Origin of the sequence: Flammeovirga yaeyamensis (genome assembly GCF_018736045.1) — a bacterium.
Taxonomy (GTDB): domain Bacteria; phylum Bacteroidota; class Bacteroidia; order Cytophagales; family Flammeovirgaceae; genus Flammeovirga; species Flammeovirga yaeyamensis.
In genome coordinates this window covers 1,756,431-1,781,916 of sequence record NZ_CP076132.1, presented here as the reverse complement: position 1 = coordinate 1,781,916, position 25,486 = coordinate 1,756,431, and the positions used below count along the sequence as shown (strand labels likewise).

General features: G+C 33.7%; 19 protein-coding genes. 8 read left to right on the top strand and 11 right to left on the bottom strand.

Annotation, left to right across the window (positions count from 1 at the left end; genetic code table 11):
• The first annotated feature begins 120 nt into the window (after window positions 1–120).
• Window positions 121–2,685: an ATP-binding protein gene (locus KMW28_RS06865; protein WP_169664034.1), complete on the top strand. Its 2,565-nt coding sequence runs from the start codon at window positions 121–123 to the stop codon at window positions 2,683–2,685.
• Window positions 2,686–2,688: 3 nt separating this feature from the next.
• Complete coding sequence (locus tag KMW28_RS06860) at window positions 2,689–4,398, top strand: hypothetical protein (protein WP_169664035.1); 1,710 nt, start codon at window positions 2,689–2,691, stop codon at window positions 4,396–4,398.
• A gap of 210 nt (window positions 4,399–4,608) precedes the next feature.
• Here KMW28_RS06860 and KMW28_RS06855 read toward each other — a convergent pair whose 3' ends face one another.
• The 10 genes from KMW28_RS06855 to KMW28_RS06810 form a co-directional block, all read right to left on the bottom strand.
• On the bottom strand, window positions 4,609–5,103 hold the full coding sequence (locus tag KMW28_RS06855; protein ID WP_044218482.1) for an Lrp/AsnC family transcriptional regulator: 495 nt from the start codon (window positions 5,101–5,103) through the stop codon (window positions 4,609–4,611).
• 398 nt (window positions 5,104–5,501) lie between these two features.
• Complete coding sequence (locus KMW28_RS06850) at window positions 5,502–6,335, bottom strand: hypothetical protein (RefSeq protein ID WP_169664036.1); 834 nt, start codon at window positions 6,333–6,335, stop codon at window positions 5,502–5,504.
• A gap of 208 nt (window positions 6,336–6,543) precedes the next feature.
• On the bottom strand, window positions 6,544–7,176 hold the full coding sequence (locus tag KMW28_RS06845) for a peroxiredoxin (RefSeq protein WP_066208946.1): 633 nt from the start codon (window positions 7,174–7,176) through the stop codon (window positions 6,544–6,546).
• A gap of 143 nt (window positions 7,177–7,319) precedes the next feature.
• Window positions 7,320–7,814 (bottom strand): GNAT family N-acetyltransferase, encoded by a 495-nt coding sequence (locus KMW28_RS06840; protein ID WP_169664037.1) that lies wholly within the window; start codon window positions 7,812–7,814, stop codon window positions 7,320–7,322.
• A 4-nt stretch (window positions 7,815–7,818) separates the two neighbouring features.
• A complete protein-coding gene (locus tag KMW28_RS06835; protein ID WP_169664038.1) occupies window positions 7,819–8,517 on the bottom strand; it encodes an SDR family oxidoreductase in 699 nt (232 codons plus the stop codon).
• Window positions 8,514–9,134 (bottom strand): DsbA family protein, encoded by a 621-nt coding sequence (locus KMW28_RS06830; protein ID WP_169664039.1) that lies wholly within the window; start codon window positions 9,132–9,134, stop codon window positions 8,514–8,516. The genes KMW28_RS06835 and KMW28_RS06830 overlap by 4 nt, the downstream gene beginning before the upstream one ends.
• Window positions 9,135–9,178: 44 nt before the next feature.
• Window positions 9,179–12,532: a T9SS type A sorting domain-containing protein gene (locus KMW28_RS06825; RefSeq protein WP_169664040.1), complete on the bottom strand. Its 3,354-nt coding sequence runs from the start codon at window positions 12,530–12,532 to the stop codon at window positions 9,179–9,181.
• A 115-nt stretch (window positions 12,533–12,647) separates the two neighbouring features.
• Complete coding sequence (locus KMW28_RS06820; RefSeq protein WP_169664041.1) at window positions 12,648–13,562, bottom strand: S66 peptidase family protein; 915 nt, start codon at window positions 13,560–13,562, stop codon at window positions 12,648–12,650.
• A 124-nt stretch (window positions 13,563–13,686) separates the two neighbouring features.
• Window positions 13,687–14,481 carry a thymidylate synthase gene (locus tag KMW28_RS06815; RefSeq protein ID WP_169664042.1) on the bottom strand — a complete coding sequence of 265 codons (795 nt, stop codon included), beginning with the start codon at window positions 14,479–14,481 and terminating at the stop codon, window positions 13,687–13,689.
• Window positions 14,482–14,515: 34 nt separating this feature from the next.
• Window positions 14,516–15,436, bottom strand: a complete 921-nt coding sequence (locus tag KMW28_RS06810; RefSeq protein WP_169664043.1) for a hypothetical protein — start codon at window positions 15,434–15,436, stop codon at window positions 14,516–14,518.
• 212 nt (window positions 15,437–15,648) lie between these two features.
• Here KMW28_RS06810 and KMW28_RS06805 point away from each other — a divergent pair, with 212 nt between their 5' ends.
• The 3 genes from KMW28_RS06805 (at window position 15,649) to KMW28_RS06795 (ending at window position 20,137) form a co-directional block, all read left to right on the top strand.
• The gene (locus tag KMW28_RS06805) at window positions 15,649–16,017 is read left to right on the top strand and encodes a hypothetical protein (RefSeq protein WP_066208962.1); all 369 of its coding nucleotides are present in this window, start codon (window positions 15,649–15,651) and stop codon (window positions 16,015–16,017) included.
• Between the two features lie 161 nt (window positions 16,018–16,178).
• Entirely contained in the window at window positions 16,179–19,592 is a 3,414-nt protein-coding gene (locus tag KMW28_RS06800) for a CHAT domain-containing protein (protein WP_169664044.1), read from the top strand.
• A 98-nt stretch (window positions 19,593–19,690) separates the two neighbouring features.
• Window positions 19,691–20,137 carry a GNAT family N-acetyltransferase gene (locus KMW28_RS06795; protein ID WP_169664045.1) on the top strand — a complete coding sequence of 149 codons (447 nt, stop codon included), beginning with the start codon at window positions 19,691–19,693 and terminating at the stop codon, window positions 20,135–20,137.
• Here KMW28_RS06795 and KMW28_RS06790 read toward each other — a convergent pair.
• On the bottom strand, window positions 20,134–20,856 hold the full coding sequence (locus KMW28_RS06790; protein ID WP_169664046.1) for a DUF1707 SHOCT-like domain-containing protein: 723 nt from the start codon (window positions 20,854–20,856) through the stop codon (window positions 20,134–20,136). The two genes, KMW28_RS06795 and KMW28_RS06790, sit on opposite strands and share 4 nt — an antisense overlap.
• Before the next feature lie 182 nt (window positions 20,857–21,038).
• Here KMW28_RS06790 and KMW28_RS06785 point away from each other — a divergent pair, with 182 nt between their 5' ends.
• From KMW28_RS06785 to KMW28_RS06775, 3 genes are all read left to right on the top strand, one after another.
• Window positions 21,039–21,884, top strand: a complete 846-nt coding sequence (locus tag KMW28_RS06785) for a hypothetical protein (RefSeq protein ID WP_169664047.1) — start codon at window positions 21,039–21,041, stop codon at window positions 21,882–21,884.
• 506 nt (window positions 21,885–22,390) lie between these two features.
• Entirely contained in the window at window positions 22,391–23,383 is a 993-nt protein-coding gene (locus KMW28_RS06780; RefSeq protein WP_169664048.1) for an aldo/keto reductase, read from the top strand.
• A 417-nt stretch (window positions 23,384–23,800) separates the two neighbouring features.
• On the top strand, window positions 23,801–25,333 hold the full coding sequence (locus KMW28_RS06775; RefSeq protein WP_169664049.1) for an arylsulfatase: 1,533 nt from the start codon (window positions 23,801–23,803) through the stop codon (window positions 25,331–25,333).
• The last annotated feature ends 153 nt before the right edge of the window (window positions 25,334–25,486 follow it).

Below are 25,486 nucleotides of genomic sequence, written 5' to 3'. Positions count from 1 at the left end.
GTATTATTTAAGCACAAACTTATTGAACACATATTAAACAAACTAAAAAAAATCACTTTTATTAATGCGTACTATTGACTATTTTTCCTAGACAATTATAAAAATTGGACACATTATAAAATGAAAATTAAAGAATTAAATGAAATTTTTGATGATTATGAAAGTTATAAAGCATTAGGAGAAGATAGTTATATAGTTGGTGCTCAGCACCCTGAGAATTTTAAGCAACATAAAAAATTTATAATACCACTATTTTATTTTGATGGCGAAGAATGGTTTAAGTTAGATATTAATAAGTTAGGTGAAACTATATTTTTAGCTAGTGCACCGTACACATTAACGACTGATTTTAAGTTAGAGGAATTAATAAAAGTTAAAGGCGTACGTCCAAATAAACAACTTACGGACGATGACTCCTACAATAAAGAAAATTCCTTAACGAAACATATTACACATGCCGACCGCTTAAGTTCTTTATCTGAAGATCAACTATTAGAAATTTTCCCTGGTGAGATTGACTTTGAACTTCATCTCTTCCACCCTGATAAGCAGTACTATGACATTATCAATGAGGTATATGTTGCACAGGAGAGAAAATTCTTTGCTCAAACCAAGCAAGGCTTAATTTACGGTCCTTTCGTTGGCGTTAAAACTAGTTCGGAGGCAAAGTCAGTTCGACTTTCTGCTACAGGAGTTAGAAAAAGTGTTGAAGCTTACGAAATTCCATCAGATGCATATTTAGAATTTAATATGCCTGATGAAGGATTGAAAAGAAAATTAATACGTTCTACTCATGACATTGAATATCATATTGTTGATACTGTAGACTTTATCAGCAGAAAAGATCTATTCACTTGGGCTGAAGAACAATTAAACAAGAAGCAATCTTTAGAAGTAGCCGACAAAGTATGGCAAGCAATATCTAAAGACAATTCTATTCACTCATTTAAAGAAAGGTATTCTCGTTTAGAGAAGCTATTTTCTAAACCTCAAGAAAACCTTCAGTATCTTCAACAATTTATCACCTCATTAGCTGAGAACGACTTCTTTAAGGCAAGTTTAGATGGTTTGCAAACCGAAAAATTAGACCTTGATAATCAAATAGCACAGCTAAAAAGAGAAAAAGATAAGTTCAGAAAAGATTCTGCTCGTCTTCAAGAAGAAATACAAGATCTTGAAGATGGTATTCAGAATTTAAGAGATAATGAGCAAAAAATTAGAGATAGTCTTCAAAAAGAAAGAGAGTCTGCAATTACTCGAGAAATTGAAGAAGGTCTCAAAAAATTAGAAAAAGTAAGAGAGGAGCTCTCTGATAAAGCGGAAGCTATTGAGTTAGCACACACTTTCGATAACCTTGCTCGTTTGAATGAAGAAATTGATAATGCGAAAGGTGAAAAGCACAATCTTACAGTGGCTATTAGTGCACTGAAAGAAGAGTTTACTCAGGCTCAAGAAGATGCTGATAAAGCATTAAAGAATTTACTGAAAACAAAAATGCAATTTGATGCTTTCAGTAATTCATCAAAAAATCCGCTTCAGAATACAGAACAAGAAATTGAGATTAAAGATCATACTATTGAGAATGAAACAAGTATCAATTCTTTAAAAGATCTTACTCAAAAAATTCATAAACGATTAGGTCGATTAGGACGTAACTATCCTGATCACTTTATCGCCAACATTTTGATAGCTATGCATCAAAATTCCTTGACACTTATTTGGGGCCCTCCAGGTTCTGGTAAGACGTCACTTGCAAGGTATTTGATGCAATCGATCACCAAAAAGCCAAGATTCTCGGAAATCTCTGTGGCTCGAGGTTGGTCATCTCAAAAAGATTTAATTGGTTTTGCCAATCCATTATCAAAAAGATTCCAAAGAGCGAATACAGATATGTACGACCTCTTAAAACAATTGGATGGAGAATTTGATAATTCGGCTTACCAAAAATCGCCAATGGCTTATTGTCTATTAGACGAAGCCAATCTAAGTCCTATTGAACATTATTGGGCTTCATTCTACTCATTAACTGATGCAAAAGCACAAGTGAATAATGGTTTGAAGATTTCTTTGGGGAATAATGAAACCATAGAATATGCCAACAACCTTAGATTCTTAGGTACTTTAAACTTAGATTCCACTACAGAGCAAATCTCTGCTCGATTATTGGACCGTTCTCACATTATCCGTTTGGATTTACCAAAGAACGACACTCCTTTAATCAGTTCTGAGATCATTATGCCTGAGCCTTATGAAATCAGTTATGAAACAGTTAGAAAACTTTTCGACCTAAAAGATTTCAAACAAGAATTGGCTCCTGATGCTTTAGAATTTATTGATTCTGAATTAGAAGAACGATTCGGAGAAATAAATAACGAACTTCAGAATTTAGGTGTACAGGTGAGTCTTCGTACAAGAAAGGCAATTATTGAGTATTGTAACCTTGCTCATTCGGCTATGAACGAACAGTTTAGACCTTTAGACTACTGTCTAGCCCAACGTATTTTTACTAGAATTAATCTTCAGGGACCTGAAGTTAGGGAAGGTATCAAAACGTTACTAGGTATTGTAAAAGGCTTTGGACTAAAGGATTCTCATGCTGAGTGGACATTACAAAAAATGTTGGATAAAGGAGGTAAAGAAGGATTCAACCATCACTTCTATAATTACTTCTCAATAGATGGATAATACATGGAGTTTAAAATTTTTCACATAAGAAAAGATAATACTCCACCTTATAATACAACCAGAGAAGAGGTGTTGCTAATGGATGGCTTAATTGTCACATTAGAACACCACTTCTATGAGTTGGAATTCCATTATTACGAACTCCCTTTAGATACAAGTATCAGTATCGATGGTACAGAGGTAGATCCTTCTTTGATATCAAATGATATTCAAAAAGGGATTATAACCGTTGGCCTAAGTCAACATTTCTCCAATCAACTTGGACTTGTAAAAGTCTCATGCGGTAAAGAATCCTTTCAAGTAAGAGTAGACGCGTCTAAACTTAGTAGTGAGGATGCTGAGGGTATGATTACTTATTTATACAAAAAGAATAAGTCGATCATCTTAAAGCTTTTTACCAAAGATGAAGAGGAATCCATCGATCAAAAAAATAAATCTAATTTACTATCCACCACTCGCTTACAGCCTTTAGAGAATTTTCTTCAGAATATGGAAAACCTACTTCCGGAGCTATCGCATAGCCCGAGGTCATCTACTATTCAAGCAAGGGAAATTCAAGATTTTGCATCCGCAAATATCGATAATGCCAGTATAGATTGGTTGATAGAACATTTAGATGAGTTGTACTTTGATGATGCATTAAAAGATCATCCTGATGCTATTGAGATCAATGGCATGTACACTGTAATTGATCACATTGATGCTCCTGTGGTTAAAATGGAATATGCTACTTATGAAAATGAGTGTATTCTTGGAGGCTTTTATTGGGCAAGAAAGCTTATTGATGACCTCCTATCACATTTGGAATATATCAATCATCAAAAACAGATTACTCAGAATGATGGAAATGGTTATGCCACCTTTGAATCAGCTCAGGTAATTATTAATGCTCAAGCTGTAGAGGATGTAACAGAACTGAAAACACGCTTGTTTAGGGTAGAGAGAAAGTATAGGCAGTTACTCCCGAATACTCAACCTAACTTTCATCCCCCAAAACTTACCAAGCGATTTAGTTCTGTAAATGTATATTCTAAGATTTTCTTATCGTTACAACAAGTCTACAACTTAAAGATTGATACTAATGGAGAGAGTGGTTCTTTAAAGACATCTTTCTTAGATCAAATCTATGAGCTATTTACTTATTATAGATTAAAAGATGCGCTAGAAGATTGTTTCAGGGATTATAATGTTCGTATAGAAGAGGAAGATTTACAAGAAGGGGAGTTTATTCCTAAACGTATCAGTATCCAGCCAAACCAAGGTAAATGGATGCTTAATTTCCTTTATCAGCCTCAAATTGGGCGAGAACCTAAGGATACTCATTTAGTGTTACATGGAAAGCCTCATAGAGATAGTTTCTACTATACTCCCGACTTTGTCGTGGAATATATGGATCCTAAACTGTCTTTAAGGTACGCTATTCTAGACGCTAAGTACAAAATGGCTAAAACCGTTTTGGAACAAGACCTTAAAGAGTCTTCGTTTAAATATTACACTTGCGTGAGAGTGATTGGAGAAAAGAGAGATCATCAGAAACCTGATTTCTTATGGTTAATCTGTCCTAATGCTTGTTATGGAAAACCGGTATGGACCATGAACTATGACGAGAATTTCTTACCTATCATCGGTATTGTGATGAACAATGCAGAAAATAATGATCCGATTAAGCAAAGTATTAAGAAGATGATTAAAGAATGGAAGGTGGGGATTTAGCAGGTAGCAGGTAGCAGGTAGCAGGTAGCAGGTAGCAAAGTAAACGCTCGTTTTTAAGTAAGAGGTAAGAGGTAAGAGGTAAAAAGTAAACGAGGTGGCCTTGGTCCCTCTGCTACGATCTGGTCGTAGACATGGGATGTTTGATACAGGATGTCAAAAGAAAATAAATAATAAAAGAAAAAAGCACCGAGTTCGTCGGTGCTTTTTTGATTATTCAAGTCCTTTATCTTCCATGTCTGATTCATCGAAAGCAAGAGGTCTGTTGAATTTCTCTTCTAGAGAGATAAATGTTTCTGTTCTCGATATTCCAGGAATACTTTGGATTTTGTCGTGTAATACTTGTCTAAGGTGATTTGTATCTCTACAAGCTATTCTAACAAAAATACTCCAATCACCAGTTGTATAGTGAAGGTTTAATATTTCTGGAATTTTTGCTAGTTCAGCACACACTTGTTCATACAAACTACTTTTTTCTAAATAGATGCCCAAGAAAGAAGTGATGTCATATCCTAGTTTAGTAAAATCAAGATCCAATGTTGATCCTTTTACGATCCCCATCTTCTCCATTTTTTTCATACGAACATGAACAGTTCCTCCCGAAACAAAGATCCTTTCAGCGATTTCTGTGTAAGGAGTCTTCGCATCTTTCAGTAATTCTGACAATATTTTTATATCGACATGATCAATTTCAGGTATTTTTTCCATTAGTTATGCCTATTCGTTAAATTACATTCATCAATACCCCAAATTTATTACAATTATTGAAAAGTTGAATTAATAAATTTAAAAAGATTTCAAATTTTTGAAATATCTAGTAAATTTGTAAATCGAAAGACAGTTATAAAGCATGAAATTGGTGGTCAACCACGGAATTTCTTAGGGTTCGAGTCCCTTCATGACTTCAAGCATGTGTTTATTTTATGTGTTGTTTATTGGTTAAGGTTAAAGGTATGTGAATATTTCGCGTACCTTTTTCATTTTATATCAAAAAGTAAATTGATTGGAATATCAGATCATCGTTAAATAATTGATGTGATTAAATCTTAGCACAAAAAAAAGGCAGCATATTTATGCTACCTTTCCTTTTGATATTTTCACGAGAATTAATTCGCTGCAGAAATAAATCCCTTTTTAATTAACCACTCATCAACTTGGCCATCGAATGGTGTTCCATATTGTTCAGTGATATAAGCATTCACTTCTTTAGAAATACGTTCATCATTACCTGAGATATTAAGAGCAGATATGATCGTACTTACCTCCTTCATTAATCCTTTAGTGTTGACATAACATAAATGGAATTCCGCCAATTTGATAGACTTTTTGGAAATCACATTCGTAAAATAAAATTCAACTTGAGATCCATTTTCTGGAATATTGTAATCTTCTACCGGATAAAGTGCTTTCTTATCAAAATTAATTTTACCCTCAGTAATTCGAATCACCTTATTTACGGCATCCTTACCAATATAATATTTGTAGATGTAGCTGCTTCCTCCCTTCTTCTTAAATACTTTAGGGTCGCCATTAATCGTATATACATCACCTATAATAGCTCTTGGTTCTTTACCAATAAATGATTGTAGGTCTGCAACATCTTTATTCTCTGCTATTGTTCTAGTACTTAAGCTTTCGTTTTTTTGAATGGGGAATAAAACGCTTTGCACTAAATCAATAAACTCTCCTTTATAGGACTTTTTACTTTTGCTGCCATCAATAAGCATTCTACCAGATTCTTTACTGATAACAACTACTTTTGCACCTTCAGTAAGAAATTCTAATTCTGTATCACCCTTAAGCTGATCACCAACCATTAAATTTCTTTGAGAAGCTGTTTCTTTTACTTTTCCCGAGAGATGTAGCACATAGTAATCTTGAGAAAACACAATTGACGTAAGCAGCACGCCGATGAGGGTTAAAATGAAAGTCTTGTTCATTATTATTAGTGAAAATTAATTCAAAAAAAATAGAATCCTATTTTGTATAAAACGATACTAAATTGATTCTAAGCAGTTAAATGCAAAGATAATCGTTTTTCTTTAGAACGATAATATTATTGATTTGTTATGTACCTCATTCGTTTATTCTAAACAAAAAAGGCTTTTTCTCTATAGAAAAAGCCTCTTTCTTTATAATTATAAGATCCTAGTGATTCTTTAAATAATCAGCTACACCATCACGTGTTGGTTTCATAGAATCTTTACCTTCTTCCCAGTTTGCAGGACAAACTTCACCATGCTTTTCAGTAAACTGTAAAGCGTCTACCATACGAAGTGTATCATCAATGTTACGACCCAATGGGAAATCGTTAATTACTGAATGTCTCACGTTTCCTGCTTTGTCGATTAAGAATGTACCTCTTAACGCAATTGGAGCACCTTCGAATGACCATTGCATAGTATCTTCATCGTAAGTATACTCACCGCCAAGAACACCATAGTTCATTGCGATAGTTTTAGAAGCATCTGCAACTAACGGGTAAGTAACACCTTCAATACCACCTTCAGCTTTTGGAGTTAATAACCAAGCTAAGTGAGTTTCTTCAGTATCAGTAGAAACACCAATTACTTGTACACCTCTTTTTTCGAACTCAGGTAATTTTTCTTGGAAAGCCAAGATTTCTGTAGGACAAACAAAAGTAAAATCTTTAGGGTAAAAGAAAAGAACTACTTCTTGTTTTCCAATGAACTGATCTAATGAAAAGTCCTCAACGATTTCTTCACCGTTAATTACAGCACCTGCAGTAAACAAAGGGGCTTTTTTATTCACTAATGACATAGTCAAAAAAGTTTAATTAAGTGTATGTTTTTTTAGTTACACAAATCTAAGATTTATATCACTATTTCCTAATATTAATCATCATTAATTAATATCTTTTAAGGAGTATAGAATATGAACTTAAATCCAGTGCTAAAGTTTAATTAAACGGGCTTATATAATATAAAATCATCCATCACGTAACCTTGCCCAATGTCTGCAACAACTTCATCAACTACTTCAAAACCATATTTTTCATAGGCCTTAATCGCAATTTCATTGTATTTATTTACGGTTAATTTCACCCCATTTAATTGATGCTTTCTTGCTTCTTCAAAGATAAAACGAAGTGACTGTTGACCTTGCCCTTTTCCTCTTTGTGCATTCAATAAATAAAGCTTGCTTAAAAACAAATCTTGATTTTCGATTTTATAACCTATATAGCCGACTGAGGCATCATTTTGTTGTATTAAATAATAAACAAAACCTTCAGATAATTGATCTTTCATCACTTTAAAGTTTTGAAACTTATCCAACATATAATCTACCTGATCTTTACCAATAATAGGGATATAATGTTCGTTCCAAATTTGATGTGCCAATTGATCGACTAATTCAATTTCTTTGTCTGTAGTTACTAATTTAAATGTGATATCCATTTTTTTAAGGATTCGTGCTCCAAATACTTACTTGTGGTATAAATGCTCTTCTTGGAAGTTCTAATTGATTGATAATGACTTTTGCTATATCTGATGCGGTTAATCTTGATTGGTCCAAAGGTATCTCTCCTCCCTTGTTATTATTGTTTGTGCCGGTTGTCCAAGAAGGGTCAATATGATATACTCTAATATTATCTTTTCGAACTTCTTTCATTAATGTTTGAGAAAAATTAAGCAAAGCCGCTTTACTTGATGCATAGGCCGCTCCTTTTTCAAACCCATAACTACCTCCAGTGGCTCCAATATTTACTATATCTCCCTCTTTTTTTGATTTAAATGAGGGTAGAAATTTTTGAGTTAATAGAGCTGGAGCAATGACATTGATGCCATACATCAATTCAAAATCTTCTCTCTTCAATTCTTCCAAAGGAGCAACAACAACATACCCAGCGTTATTAATTAGTATGTCAATCTCACCTAATTCTGAAGTAACAAAATCATAAAATTGTTCGATCCCTTCTTGTTTAGATAAATCAACACAAATTCCTTTTGCTTTTGTTTGATTGTTCACTAAAGACACTAACTCATCTTCTTTCCCACAAAAAACAACATCAGCACCCAATTTCAAACACAGTTCTAATGTTGCTTTTCCAATTCCGGAAGTACCACCTGTGATTGCTATTTTTTTATTTGACCATATCATACTATGTAACTACGTACTTGTTCTATCATTTCATCTGCTTCAAAATAACCTGCCGCCATTTTTTCAACAGTCATACTAGTATCTAAAAACAAGCTTGGAAAACCTGCTGCCATTTTTCTTGACTCATTAATTTCGTCAATTGTTTCTTTTTGATTTTCCTCACTCCCAAACTGATCCATAAAGGGCTGTGGATCAATATTTAAATTCTGAAGAACCGCCAAATAAGTTTTAAAATCGTCGAATCTTTGACCAAAATAGAATTGAGCTCTTTGTAACTCAGAGGCAAACTTCAAAGCTTTTTCTGGTGCTATATTTTTTACAATTTTAATTGCTAAGCATGCCTCAAAACTAGACATTGTGTACGTCTCATCTTTTGACAGCTCATAAAATTCTGTTGATAAAAGAGCTCCTGTTTTTTGTTCCATCCCTGGAGCATGTTTTTGAAGATAGGCAAACATATCATCACCACCTTTTGGTGCTTGATCTCCTACCCACATACCTCCAACCATAATTTCGAAGTCCACTTCAGGAAAAGCTTCTACTAATTTCTGGATATTATTGCTATTGCCATAACACCACCCACACTGTGGGTCCATTACATAAATAAGTTTCATCATTTTTGTTTGTTTCAACAAAGATGATGAAACTATTTCTAATTTTATTAATTGATGACAATTTTCTGATTGTGGATCATTTTTCCATTAGCAAAGATTTCAACAATATATATTCCAGAGTTGACACTATTTACATTATAGATCATTTGATCATAATCAAAAGAACCATGTAGTATAGACACTCTTCCTGTGGTTGCTTCGACTAACTTTAATGTCACATCTTCCATATCTTGATGAGTGATTTGAACATGTAAGACATCATCGGCTGGGATGGGGAAAATTCGAACATTCATTTCATCAGATTCTATTAAATGAACAGAACGCACCCAAGTTTCTGACCTACCATCAAAGTCTACTTCTTTTAAACGATAGTATGCTGTCCCTACTGATGGCGGATTTTCATCCACAAAGCTGTAAGACAATTCTGTATTTGAATTTCCAGATGCTTGAATTTTATCAGAAATCTCTTCATAATTTCTTCCATCAGTTGATCTTTCTATTACAAAATGTGAAGCATTTATTTCTTGTTCATCTACCCAAACAAGGTTCACATGATCCCCTTCTACTTCTGCTGAAAATCTTGATAATGTAACGGGCTGATCTTCATATAATGGTACCCAAAAGGATGGAGAAGAAACTTTTAGCTTATCGCTATGCTGATTGATCATATTAGAGAAAAAATCTCCTCCGCTAGTTGGATTTGATGTACTTGTACTTATTCTTCGATGACCTGATCCGGTACTGGATGTTCTTGCACCAGAACCCGACATTGTGAGAGGTCTCCTACTGCCCACCACTATATATTGAACAGAATCTTGGGCTCCTAAATGATTAAGATGATCATCTACAAATTGAAAAGTAAAAGTCCCTTTTTTCCTACTTACATCAGAAAAACTTGCAGGGGTATACTTTTGCTTATTTTTAGTATCCCTCCTTAAAACATAGAGTGATTTCATTTTTGCATTATGAGGTAGTGTGCACTTTACTTCTACCTTCTTCTTACTTTTCTGCTTTTTAGCCTCTATTTGCAACAAGCCGAGACCAATCGTATTCATCAAAATAGTATCTACTTGAGCTATTCTCTCCTGGTTAACCCCGCTACATTGTTGCGAAATTTTCAAATACGAATCTATTGCTTCCTCTAATTTTTCGTCTTTTCCAATATTTTCAATATCCCCAATAGCATTAATTTGAAAGATGTTAGAATCATCTCCTATTTCTTCCAACCATTGGTTATTCGTATTACTGTGTTTAAATACTTTACCTAGAATAAAAGATCTACCTGCATCAGAAGAAGCAAAACCAGGATAACTTTCAGTCATTATATCAACTCCTTTAAAATCTCCCCCTACAACAATATTCCCGATGTTTAATGCTTTAAATTGAATACTCGTCATCGGATTATTATTCTCAAGAATCAGATCTCCTGTGACAATTAAATTACCATAATTGGACATATAGAAATTTCCATCTAAGACTAAATCACCACAAATTGTGAGAGTCGTATCCTGTCCAATGTGAAGAAACTTCTGAACATATTGTCCGGATGATAATATTTGAGAAGCTTGTAATTCGAAGTTTTTACCGTCCTGAAATCCCAAATTACCAGCACGTTTTACCATATCAGGAGGGTAAATATTCTCTACTGATTTTCCTCTTGTCCTTTCTCCATCTGTTATTTTATCTTCTATTAAATGAAAATCAGAACCTTGACATTTCTGAGAATCTTTGATAGAATTCTTATAGGTATACAATGCCATTTTAACGAGCTCTCGATTAAGTTTCGTAGCATTTTGTGGTACTGCAAACTCTTTTTCTATAAAACTAGATTGTTCAAATATACCATGTATAATTCCTCCATGCACCTGAAAATAAGAATCTACCCATACTCCATCATTAGACTGTTTGTTATTCGTCGTGAAATTATGACCAACTAACATTAATCCAATCTGCTTCGTTAGTTGCCTTCTGATATCTGTACTAGGGTTGGCCATATCGGCATAATCACGGCCTACTAAAATTACCCCTTTATTCGAAAAACTATAGGTACCTTTTGTATATAATGGAGGTTTTTGAGTGAACTTAAAATCTCTAGTTACCCCTAAAATTCCTCCTTCAAAAATCTTCACGTCAACCCCATCGCTATTCACAATCAAGTCACCACAGACTATAAGCATTTCATTAGGGTAAACATCAAATGAAATGGTCGAGTTGCGACCTTTGTTTAAGGTAAGTACACCTTGATTCGGTTTGGCTAGAAATACTGAATATTTTTGACCGTTGGGGGCAGTCACATAATTAGGAAGTTCAATCACATCATTCCCAAACTTATGTTTAAAATATTGAAGTCTTGGTTGAGCACCTTTAAGGATTACTTCATCAACTGTTCCATCATTCTTCACAACCACAAATTTGTAGTATTTCTGAATAAAACGATCATTATCTTTATTAGGGTCTCTTACTTCAAACTTTGACTTATCCCTACTTGGTATCACCTCAGATATTGTCTTGAATGTGGAAGTATCTTTTGATACCTGCACGGTATAATTCTTAATGGTTACATTGGTATTATAATTCGGGTGCCATAAAATTTTAGTAGTTAAGTCAAATTCCAATTCTGAATAAACAGAATAATCGTGCATTAACTGTTTATTTTTCGAGGAATTATATATTGTTTCTAGGTTTTGATGATTCAATGCATCCTCAATTTCTGCTATCCCATCTGAAGAAGATGCATCACATTCCTTGGTTTTAAGTTCTTCGAAATGATGAATGATATCTTTCATTTGAGGCATATTAGCGACTACTATCATCAAATCACCCACTAAATTAACTCCAGCGATAGTTGCATAAGAATGTGAATTGACTGCAGTCGCCCAAATTAAACCTGAAGAAACCACTTTATCATGATCTTTTATTGATCCTTTTACTAGCATATACCCCGAATGTAATGTTTGTGGACCACCGTTAGTAGAGTAGCTTGAATTCATGGCATTCACCTCATCTTTGCCTAATAAATCCCCTCCAATAATCACGTTACCAGAATTGGAAAACTTATATGGGTTAACATGAGATGTTTTTACATTATCTACTTTTAATGATCCCTTAATTATTAAATTACCTTCATTAAGAAGGATCATATTTGAATTAATAATTAAGTCGCCACAAACAGCAACGGTTTGATTTGGTCCTATCAAAAGTTGTTTGTTGTCAAATGCATTTCCTTTAACAAATACTAGATCTTGATCAAATTCATAGATATCTCCCCTTTTCTGTCCATTAAATGACTTTAATAGATCATCGGGACTAACTCTTTGTCTTGATTGGGAAAAAGAATAACTAAATAGTCCACTAAAAAATAATAGTAAGCTTAAAGTGACAATAAGTCTCTGAGGGTTCATAATCATTAGGTTCTATATTTTGAGCAATAGTAAGCATAGCTAAAATAAATAATTTACCCTCTAATGTTGAATCTGTATAAATTGAATTGAAAAGGTTCTTGATTTATTTATACAATCAAGAACGCTTTACCTGTAAGTCCACCCCTTTAAACTGCATCACAGCACTACTACCAGAACAAGTAATAACATAAGTTCCGCCCAATAATATTGGAGTATTTGGAGTTTCATGACCGCAACTCACGTCTGTAATAACAGGCACATTTACTTTCTCTTTAATGATCTGTTTGATCGTTAATGGAAAAAATGGAGGCTCTTCGTTTGGAACGCTAGAGAACTGTCCCATAATCAAAGCTTTGATATTTTTTAAGGCACCCGATCTAAGTAACCTCGTCATCATACGGTCTATTTGATAAGCCTTCTCGCCTACCTCTTCGATAAACAATATTTTATTTTCTAGGTCTAATTCGGAAGATGTTCCTATTTGGTCGGCTATCAAACATAGATTTCCACCTACAACTTCACCTTCAATTGTTTGATCGGAAAACTCTTCTTTTACTTTTCCTATAATATCAGGTGCTTCATTAAAGAACAACACCCCTTGAAGTTGATTTACACTTACCTCCAATTCTTTATTGTTGAATTGAGCCACCATAGGTGCATGAATACTCGCAAACCCCAAATTATTTATCGCAGAATGCAAAGCTGTAACATCTGAAAAACCAATAACCCATTTTGGATGATCAATAAAACCTGACCAATCTAGTGTATCAATTATTCTGGTGATACCATAACCGCCTCTTGCTAAAAAAATGGCTTTTATTTCGGGGTTATTAATTGCCTTTTGTAATCGGCTTGCTCTTCTAATATCAGCACCTGCTAAAGAACCCCATTCGGCTCCCCATTCTTGTTCATCAGAAACAACTAGTCCCCAAGAACGCAACAATTCTATTCCTTGTAGCACCGATTCGATGTTTACCACACCTGAGGCAGCGACAACGGCTACCTTATCACCTCTTTTTAACGTTTCCATAATACACGTATTCAGGTTTGTTTCTCATTAGAGTTTTTTACTCTCGTTTCCAGCTAAACGAAAATAAAAAAGCCTAAATCAAATTTATATGATCTAGGCTTCTTTTTACAAAGGTTTCTTTAAATTATACAGAAACCTCTGCTTTAATATGTGGATGAGGGTCGTAACCTTCCAATTTGAAATCATCGAACTTAAATTCAAACAGGTCTTTCACATCTGGATTTATAGCCATTGTTGGTAATGTTCTGAAATCTCTAGTTAACTGAAGTTCCGCTTGCTCAATATGATTATTATACAAGTGAGCATCACCTAAAGTGTGAACAAAATCACCTGGCTCTAGATCACAAACTTGGGCAATCATCACAGTTAACAAGGCATATGATGCAATGTTAAAAGGCACACCTAAAAATACGTCTGCACTTCTTTGATATAACTGACAAGATAATTTTCCATCAGCAACATAAAATTGGAATAGTGCGTGACAAGGCATTAAAGCCATTTTAGATAATTCTCCAACATTCCAAGCTGAAATGACTAATCTTCTAGAGTTTGGATTGGTCTTGATCTCGTTGACTAACCAAGAAATCTGATCGACCACTTCTCCATCAGCTCCTGCCCAACTTCTCCATTGCTTACCATAAACAGGACCTAAGTCGCCATTCTCATCAGCCCATTCGTTCCAGATTCTAACCCCGTTTTCTGTAAGGTAAGAGATATTAGTATCTCCCTTTAAGAACCAAAGCAACTCATGAATTATAGAACGAAGGTGAAGTTTTTTTGTCGTCAACACCGGGAATCCTTCTGATAAATCGAACCTCATTTGATGACCAAATACAGATCTTGTACCTGTTCCTGTTCTGTCTCCTTTCTCTGCTCCTTCTTTTAGGATTCTTTCTAATAACTCGTGATACTGCTTCATAGGGATGTTTGTTAAAAATCGGATACAAATATGATTAATTTCTTCCGATTAAAAAACTCTTTTCTTCATCATAATAGTACTCCGTCCTCATGGCCCCTCCATAGAATTGATAAGGCAATTGTTCATCATCAAATTTTTGTAAACCTCTTAATACTTTCTTCCCTTCCGACGATAAAACCAAATGATCATCCTCTTCTTTTTCGATTAGTGATGAAGATAATTGCTTAAGAATTTTTTCATATTGAAGATCCCCAAAACCTTCATACGTTTGTCTTCTCAATAACTTTCCAATCAATTTATGTTCTGTAAGTGGCTCATCATTAAGGAATTTGAGAATTCTTCTTTCTAGCTTATTAATACCCGATTCTTTTTGAGGAAACTGCTCCATATAGGTGGTCATCACCTCTTTAAGAAGGGGTAAAAACTTTGGTGATCTTTTGATATAAGTGATGAAATTATCAAGATCTGCTTTGGTATAGAGTTCCCAAAATTTAGAGGCAAATGCAAGATCATCTGCATCCAATTTTACTTTTTGATGATACAACTTGCCGAATGCCTCCTTGGTATATTCTCCTAATCCCTTCGTTCCCTCTCCCAACACTAAGTAAACCTCTACATCATTCATATTCAGCTGATGAATAAAATGAAGGGTCGCCATTAGATTAATATGACAAAACAAATCATTCTCAAACCACAATGTTATTGTAGTGGCATTGACCAATTGATTCATTTTTTGAAGTTCAACACCCGATTTACTATTATAATCTTCAAAAGAGACTCCATAGTTGGTTAAGAAAAAGTGTTTTCTTTTCTCGAAAAATCGATGTGTCCATAGTTCAATCATGCTCTCCCCTTCCACCAACATTTCTCTAAATATGATAGGTTCTGCATCAAAATTTTGATGTCTCCATGCTTCAAGTATACTGTCGCCATTAAGTATATGATAGTTTTTCATTCGTTTGGGTTACATTATCGTTAACATTTGTTGATTTACACTAAATTACAAACCTTATTAAATACATGTCAACAATTATTATCAGTTATGTGTTTTTCTCTAAAGAATTATGTTTTCTTTTAAATTTTAATTATAATGCGAGTTGAATATAATCAATGACATAAGTCATTGTTTGAGATTGTGTTAATAACAAGTAACTTATAACGACTATCATGAGACCACTATCAAAAAGAGAGCAAGATATCATCACTGTGATTAAATCTAGCTTAAGAGAAGCTATGAAATTCGGTTTTGTATCTGATTATACCTCATTGCTGATTGAAAATCATAAAGAACAAGTTCAGGCAACTTTAGAAAAATTATGTCCTCATCTAGGTGCTCAAGAGCATGAATTAAACAAATCAGATGTGGAAATTATTATGAAGACTATGGATCTAATTTCTGATCCGACATTACCTTTCATCAATAAAATTCATCCATATCACAGAGATTTGGCATTAAACTACTCTATATCATGGGTATATAACCTTGCTGAAGTAGGTACTCCGATGGTAAATGTACCTTCTTATTTGAAGAAATAAATAATACTATTTATATAAATATTTGAGACTATCAAACTTCTTCTTTCATAGAAAGAGTTTGATAGTCTTTTTTTATGCTCAACTACTTTATCTACAGATATTTTCGTATCTTATTGACTATCAATCAGAATACTACTAACCCCTATCTATACCTAATTTGCATGTATCTAATTAAAAGACAATTCATTTCCATCTTTTTCTACCTCATACCTATTATCAGTTTTGGATTGAATGCAGAAGATCCTAAAACTAAAATAATTTTAGACCTCGAAGATAATGGTGCTTTAAATGAAGCATTACAAGCTTCGGAAGATTGGATACAATCTGAAAAATCAAAGTATGGAGAACAATCTGTACATGTACTTTTACCTTTACTTATTTATGCTGAGCTGACCAAAAACAGAAAAGAATTTCAATACTCTATCGAAGCACTTGAGGAAGCAAAAGAAATTATGAACATCTCTTCGGGATGGTTATATCCTGATTACGCATTAGTTAATAATTATATGGCTTTTGCGTATATACAAAATAATCAGGTGGAAATGGCAAATCGGCTCATTAACGAGGCAGAAATGATTTATGTAAAAACTCTTACCAAACAACACCCCGATTATCTGTTCTGTCTGATCAACAAAGCTTTATTAAAAAAAGAAGGTGAGTATTTTGAAGAAAGTATAAAGTTATTCGATGAAGCCTTAGCCTTATATAACTCAAACGCACAACAAGTCACGTTTTTACATCAAGTACTCGATGAGCATTGGATAAAAGTTCAAAAAGCTAAGGTGTATGTTGATTGGTTTCAGTTCGAAAAAGCGAATCAATTATTAAGTGAAGTGCAAGAACAGTTAATCAACAATTCAAAAGAAAAATCACCACTTTATACAGAAACGTTATTATGTATTGCAGATAATTTTTACAACGATCATCAGTACAAATTATCTTATAGCTTTTACGATAAATATAAAAACCATCTCAACACTTACTTAGGGAAATATCATCCTTACACATTAACTGCTTATTATAAATTGGGGCATATTCTAAAATCGGAAGGATTCTTAAAAAAAGCCACTCAATATTATACGATCATAGAGAAGAATTACAATGCTAAAAATGGAGATAAAAATGTCTATGCCAAAACCTTATTAGGAATGGCTGACATCTATTTGAAAAGAGGAAATACCAAACAGGCAAGCGATTATTTAAGTAAAGCAGATCAAGTGACATTTACTGACAAAGACATCAATTTATTGTCATTAAGGTTAAGCGGTGAACTGAGTTACATTGAAGGAAATTATATTACTTCTGAGCTTCAATTGATGGAATTGATCTCTATTGTGCGTCAGGAAAGAATATTTTTCACTCGACATTATTCAGATGCTGTCACCATTTTGGGTGAACTTTTTATTACGCTTGGGAGGAGTACCGATGCTATAAATATTTGTGATAGTGAAGTCCGTTTTTTAACCAAAAGAGAGATGACGAATAGTTATAGTTTTTTTGATATTCAACTCACTAAAATCTATGCACATATACACCATGGTGATCACGAAAATTATGAGGAGCAACTAAATGAAATTGAGAAAAAAATAATTGGGTATTTAAGTCCTAAACATCATTTTCTAGTCAAATTAAATTACATCAGAGGATATCTAGAAATGAGGGGTGGGCATTATGATAAAGCAAATCATGAGTTCAATAAGGCAAATACTATTGCACATCATCACCAGTTTTTAGACAAACAATCGGAACGTTTAAGAATAATTGATGCTAAAGCGAATATTTACTTAAAACAATTAAAGTTAGACAAGGCATTAGATCAATATCATCTTCTTCAGAACTCCTTTGAATCTTCCTCTATTTATCAACCCTATTTATTGGCTCGTATTGCCTACATTAAGGCATTACAACAAAATTGGGATGATGCTGAAGATTTAATCATTAAGGCGGTAAATATGAGGTTGACCCAATACGATGAACAGCTAAAGTTTACGAGCGAAGACGAAAAAATCAATTTTATTCATCATTCGAGCGAAGTGTTTGAGTATTTCTTCAGTTTACTTTCAACTGAAAAAGGAATGGCTTCTACAAAAATGATAAAGCAAGCCTACAATCTTCAAATTAACTACAGGAAGTACTTCCTAAATGAAGCTATTGAAAGAAAAGAGGAAATTGCTTCACTTAATAAGTACAGAAATGAGCAATTATTTTCTAATTATGCAGCTAATTTATATCAACAAAAATCACGTTTAGCCACTGCAAATTTTCTTTCTGTAAGCGATAGAAAAAAGCTAAAACTAGACAGTTACATGACCATTGATAGAATCAAAAACTTAGAAAAGTCTTTGGTATTTGCAAGTGACAAGAAAACTGATATTAAAGTAGATAAATCATTAGAAAAGTGGGAAGAAATTAAAAACAAACTATCTGATGATGAAATAGCTATTGAAATTATCAAGTTGAAAAATATTGAAAAAGAAAAGGATAAATACATTGCTTTAATTCTAGACAACAAAATGAAACAGCCTTTTCTATGTGAGATTGGTTTAGCAGACAAACTAGAACAAGACATTATTAAGGAGTATAAAAATTGTACATCACTGCATGCTAAAGCTTATGTGATGTTTGACGATAAAGATTATGTCCCTCCTTATAATCATTTTTGGAAGCCAATATCAGATGCTCTCTTGGAATTGGGATTAGAGAAAAAAACACTCTATGTAAGCCAAGATGGTATTTATAATGTGATCAATTTAAATATTCTTCAAAATCCAATCACCAAAAAATACCTCATTGAGGAGAACGACATACACCTTGTCATCAGTACATCTAACTTAAAAAAGGAGGCAAATACCATTAAATCATCCAAAGAAATTTTATTGATTGGTAATCCTGTTTTCAAAAAGGAAGAGGAAGATGCTTTGCAAAGCAGAGGAATCAATGATGTATATGCTTTTGAATTAGATAACCTACCTGGTACAGCAGTTGAAATTGACAATTCAGCAGAATTATTTAGAAAAAAGGGATGGAATGTAAAGGTATTGTCAAAAGATCAAGCGACGGAAGAGAATATCAAGAACATTAGTGTGGCGCCCAACATACTGCATATTGCTACTCATGGATTTTATTTAAATCAATTAAAAGATCCAATTCTAAATCATCAGTTATTAAAATCAGGATTGTTTCTTTCAGAAATTGCTCATAAAAAAGAACGAGATGTGTTTGAGATCTACCAATCGGGCAATGATGGAATTCTTACTGCCTATGAAGTGAAAGGAATCAATTTAAATAATACAGAACTTTTAGTGCTTTCCGCTTGTCAATCGGGTGTTTCAGATGTATCCGATGGAGATGGAATATCTGGTCTTCAATATGCTTTTAGCATTGCAGGAGTGCAATCCATTATCATGTCATTATGGAATGTTGATGATAAAGCAACTCAAAAGTTGATGAATGAATTTTATCAGCAATGGTTTTTAACGGGTAATAAATCTTTAGCATTTAAAAAGGCACAATTAAAACTTAAGGAAGAATATGAGATTCCTTATTATTGGGGTGCGTTTGTGATGATACAATAGTTATAGACTTTTTTGAGAAGGAAAAGAATAATTTGATAAATAACCCCTATTTTTGAAATATTACAATCACCTCCACCATCAATTTGATCACATATTTAATGACAAATCTAACCATAAAGCCCTACCAAGAACTTGATAAAGAAGAACTCTATGAAATACTTCAACTTAGAGCTGAAGTATTTGTAGTAGAACAAGATTGTGTTTATAATGATCTGGATAACAATGACCAAGAAGCTTATCACTTAATAGCAAGAAAAAATGGTAAACTTGCAGGTTACTTAAGAATACTACCATCAGGTACACGATTTAAATACCCTTCTATTGGAAGAGTCATTGTCCACCCATCAAATAGAAAAGAAGGAATTGCAAGAAAAATTATGACCACTGCTAACCAATGGATTTTTGATCATTGGGAAAGTGATTTAATACAAATAAGTGCACAAAAATACCTTACTAAGTTCTATCAAAGCCTTGGTTATGTCATTAAGTCCGACGAATATTTAGAAGACGGTATTCCTCATTTTAAAATGGAACTACTCCGTTAAACATCATACTCCATAATCCTCAAAGAACCTAAAATATTATACCCTTCAACTACAACAGTGCAGTTTACTTTATGAATCGAAGGATCTGGATATTGTTGTTGATTATTAGAAAATACTTTCTGTATTTTTTTAGACCAGTTTTTACTTCTTTTTTTAAAGCTGTTTTCTGATAGGATTTTATGAGTTTGGTCGATAACCTGTGTTCCTGGAGCAACTTTTAGAATAATTTCGCCCAAAGTACACATCACTCGAAGATTCACCTTGGCCCCTTCTAAACATTTGTCTCGGAGATCTAAAGTGGTTTCCCCTAATACATTAATGGTTTCAAAACGAGTTTCTGTATTTATGAACTCAGGACTTTTTACAGTCACTTTAGTATCACCTAACAATGTAAAAAAGCGAGACGGAGCATTTGCTACATTTGATAATACTTCTCTACGTCCAGATAATACTGCTAATGCTAATTTATTGGGATCTTGATTTACCTCTAACCTATTCTGTTTCTCGGTTGTTTTCTTGAAGGATTCTGACGGTTTATAATGAGAAGGAAAATCAGATAACACATCATCCAATTCAGATTTTGATTTTGCCGCAAGTGCTACTTCTAAACGATGTTCGTAGTCATGCTGATCTAAATCGCCCTCTGCAAAGGCTTTTTCTAATAAATCTATAGTCTTTTTTCTTTTTTTAGGTAACCCAAATTCAGAGATGTGGTTCATGGAGATAAAAAATAGTTTATTTATTTATAATTTGATCACTTGCTATTAAAGTTACGAAAATTGTTCAAATCTATTGATACTCAAAAAGGCAACTTTAAGTTTTTCTATACATCAATTAAAAAATTGAATCATTTTATTAAATTTATTTTTCACATTTAATCTATAACACTAACTAAAATCGAATGAAACACATTGCAACACTTCTATCATTTATTATTCTCTCTCACTTTTCTATTGGTCAAAATGTGAGATTTCAAATTGTCGACCCTCATCAAAAAGGCATCCCTTATGTCAATTTCTATAGTCAAAAAGCTAAAATTGGAAAAGTATCAAACCAAGAAGGATGGATAGAATTACCCTCTGAAAATTTATCAACTAATAATGAATTTACTATCTCCTGCATTGGCTTCATAAAGAAGAAATTAAAAGGTAATGAGATATTAAACGGTAATAAAAGAATCGTACTCGAAGAAGACACCAAAGAATTATCGGAAGTTTCTATTCAAGCAGAGAAAATAAAATTTAAAAAGAAAAAACTTGGTGTCGATGTAAAATCAGGAATGTTTCAGATTGGCTTTATGAACATCAATTCTAAAGAAGGAGGTTCAATTGCACAAATTATGAATAATAAAACTCCTGCATATCTTGAAAAAATTGGGATGAACATAGGATTTAGTTATCAAGATTCTCTCAAGTTTGAAGTTATTTTTTATTCTGTAAAAGATGATATGCCTTATGAAGTACTAAATCAGAAAAGATTATTTTGGGGAATTTCTAAAGATGAAATTGATAATGGTAAGGTGGAACTGATTTTATGGAAAGAGAACATCTATATGGAAAAGCCCTTTTTTGTTTCCATTAAAATGATTGAAACCATAAAAGGAAAAACTTATGGCGTCATGCTTAATGCCAATGCATTTGGGAAATCGAAATTTAAAAAAGGGAATTTTGAAAATTGGCAAAATGAATCGTTAGGAGTTTCAATCTACTCTGTGATGAAATACTCCAAAGAATCAGAATTAAAATAGATAAATAACAAAAGGCTGTCAAATGACAGCCTTTAATGTGTGTGTGTGTTTATATGTTTATTTATGGTGTAGTTTTCTTATATCGAAAGTGCGAACGCAATCACGAAACCGGCTACGATTACTAATGATGCTATTGTGAAATTTTTCATAATCTTATATGTTTTGTATGTGGTAAGTGCTATTTGATTACACTTCAAATGTATATTTTACGCTTTTTAAAACCAAACTTTCTTGAGGGTATTTTTTTACAACAAATTTTCATGATTTTGTGATTTTTCAACGATTTGTTGAGAGATTTAAAAAAAACAAAATGGTATAAACGGTTTGATTAATCAAAATTGAAAAAATAAGTGTAATTATTACGGAAAAAATAATTTTCTTATTTGAGATAAATAATGTTAATTAGAATTAATGTCTTAATTTTAGCATTAGTTCAAACTTGAAGCACTCATAAAAAACGTATTGCTTAAATTTTTTGTTTGCTTCTAATTTTTAGTTTAGCATATATGATATCAATAATTCCTTTCGGAAAAACCAATAAATATACATCAAGAGTTGGATTAGGATTAGCAGCTCTTGGAAGACCTGGATATATTAATTTAGGACATGGAGATGACCTGAACAATGATTATCAAATAGAACATATGCAGCAACGTTGTGTAGATATGCTTGACCTTGCCTACGAAAAAGGAATAAGATACTTTGATGCTGCCCGCTCTTATGGAAAGGCGGAACAGTTTTTAAATAAATGGATTGGTGCCCACCCTGAACAACAAGCGGTAATCGGCTCAAAGTGGGGTTATGAATATACTGCTGAATGGAATGTGACAGCAGAACATCATGAAATTAAAAACCATAACCTCCAATTATTAAAAAAACAATGGGGTGAAAGTGTAGACTTACTCCATGATCATTTAGATATCTATCATATCCATTCGGCAACTTTAAGTTCTGCAGTGTTAAACAATGAAGAAGTTATTGAGCAACTTTGGAACATCAAAAACGAAGGGGTAATAGTTGGACTATCTTTAAGCGGTACCCAACAAGCTGATACTCTAGAAAAAGCACTTGAAATTCAAAGAGATGGTGTACACCTGTTCCAATCCGTTCAAGCCACATATAACATTCTAGAACGTTCAGCTGCTAAAATGCTCCAAGAAGCGAAATATCAAGGATGGGGAGTAATCATAAAAGAAGTTTTTGCCAATGGACGCCTAACTTCTCGAAACTCTGATCCTGCTTTTGAAAGTTCAAAACAAAAACTTCAATTCATAGCACAAAAACATAATGTAAATATTGATGCAATTGCTATGGCTTTTGTTCTTTCTCAACCATGGGTAAGCGTGGCATTAAGCGGTGCTACAACTAAAGAAATGCTTGAAAGCAACTTGCAAGGCGTTGGTCTTCAGTTAGATCTTATGGACTTCCAAATGTTGGATGAAATCCAGGAAGAAGCGGAAGTATACTGGGAGACGAGAAGTGAATTGGAGTGGAACTAGATTAGGTAGCAGGTAGCAGGTAGCAGGTAGCAAAGTTAACGCTCGTTATAAGTAAGAGGTAAGAGGGAAAAAGTAAAACTGGTGCAAATGTTAAGCGATAGCGACATTTGTACCTAAAAACGTAAGTGGTCTCCCGACCTTGTATTTAGGAACTAAGGGGTTTCATCATCAATAATAGAAAGGTGGTGTAACCCCTTGATTTTTATTCCAAAAAATATCGTTTTCACTAAAGTTGATTTTTAAGAATAGTACATCATTTTCTCATACTCTCCCAAAAGGTGGTGCAACCCCTCGATACACAAACAGAGGAGCGAACCAAACCTACTACCTAATACCTGCTACCTACTACCTAATTTTGTTTTGCCGTATCGTTCTAATTGATTAACTTCCATTAATAATCAATTAAACTTTTCATACATGAGAACCTCTCTCTTGGCTATTACTCTATTAGCCTTTTCAATCACTGCTTCTTTTGCTCAAAAAAAGAAAAAGAAATCTTCATCCGACAAACCTAATATTCTCGTTATTTGGGGAGATGATGTTGGTTGGGGTAACATCAGCAAATACAATCATGGTATGATGGGATATCAAACGCCCAACATTGACCGTATTGCTAACGAAGGAGCTATGTTTACCGATTGGTATGCACAACAATCATGTACAGCAGGTCGTGCAGCTTTTATCTTGGGGCAACATCCATTTAGATCTGGGTTATTGACTATTGGTATGCCAGGTTCTGAACAAGGTATTCAAGATGATCAACCCACTATTGCAGAATTACTGAAACCACTTGGTTATACATCAGGTCAGTTTGGCAAGAACCACTTGGGTGATCGCGATAAACATTTACCTACCAACCATGGTTTCGACGAGTTCTTTGGCAACCTTTATCACTTAAATGCTGAAGAAGAACCTGAAACGTATTACTATCCTAAAGACGAAGAATTCCATAAAAAATTTGGCCCTAGAGGTGTTATCCACTCTTACTCAGATGGACGTATTTCTGATACTGGTCCTTTAACTAGAAAAAGAATGGAAACTGTAGATGATGAATTTACAGGTGCTGCTTTAGAATTTATCGAAAATGCACACAATGCTGGGAAACCCTTCTTTGTTTGGTTAAGTGCTACAAGAATGCACGTTTGGACAAGGTTAAAAGAAGAATCAGTTGGTGTAACTGGTATTGGTCTTTATCCTGATGGCATGGTAGAACACGACAAAAACATTGGTGTTGTACTAGCGAAACTAGAAGAATTGGGCATTATCGATAATACAATCATCATGTATTCTACTGATAATGGTGCCGAGAAATTCACATGGCCTGATGGTGGTTCTACACCATTTGCTGGAGAAAAAGGGACCACTTGGGAAGGTGGCTTCAGAGTTCCTTGTGCTATCCGTTGGCCAGGCGTAATCAAACCCGGAACCATTGATAACAACATCTATTCTCATGAAGACATGATGCCTACTCTTTTAGCTGCAGCAGGTGTAGGTGATGTTAAAGAAAAAATGCTTTCAGGATATTCAGCTGGAGATAAAAACTTCAAATGTCACTTGGATGGATACAACATGCTTCCTTTCTGGAACGGATCAACTGATGTTGCTCCAAGAAATGAGATCTTCTATTTTGATGCAGCAGGCAACTTAAATGCTCTTCGTTATAAAGATTGGAAACTTCATTTTGCCATTATGGAAGGTGCAATCAATACCGCCTACAGAAAAGTACCATCATGGCCTATTTTGATTAACTTAAGAGCCGATCCATACGAAGTATCTTATAAGTCTGCATTATACATTAGATGGTTTGCAGATAATATGTGGACTTTCGTCCCTGCTCAGGCATACACTGCTAAATTCCTTCAAACGTTTAAAGAATTCCCTCCTGTTCAAGGTTCATCCCTAAGTATAGATGGAGTGATGCAAACGCTGAAAAGTAAACCTCAGAATTAATAAGAAACATTAGATGTCGAAAAAACCTCTTCCCAAAAGGAGAGGTTTTTTAAACATCAATTATTCGTCAATCATTTACTATTTTTTATAAGTAATAGGTTATAGGTAATAAATAATAGATTTGGATCCCTCCTAACTCCTAACTCCTAACTC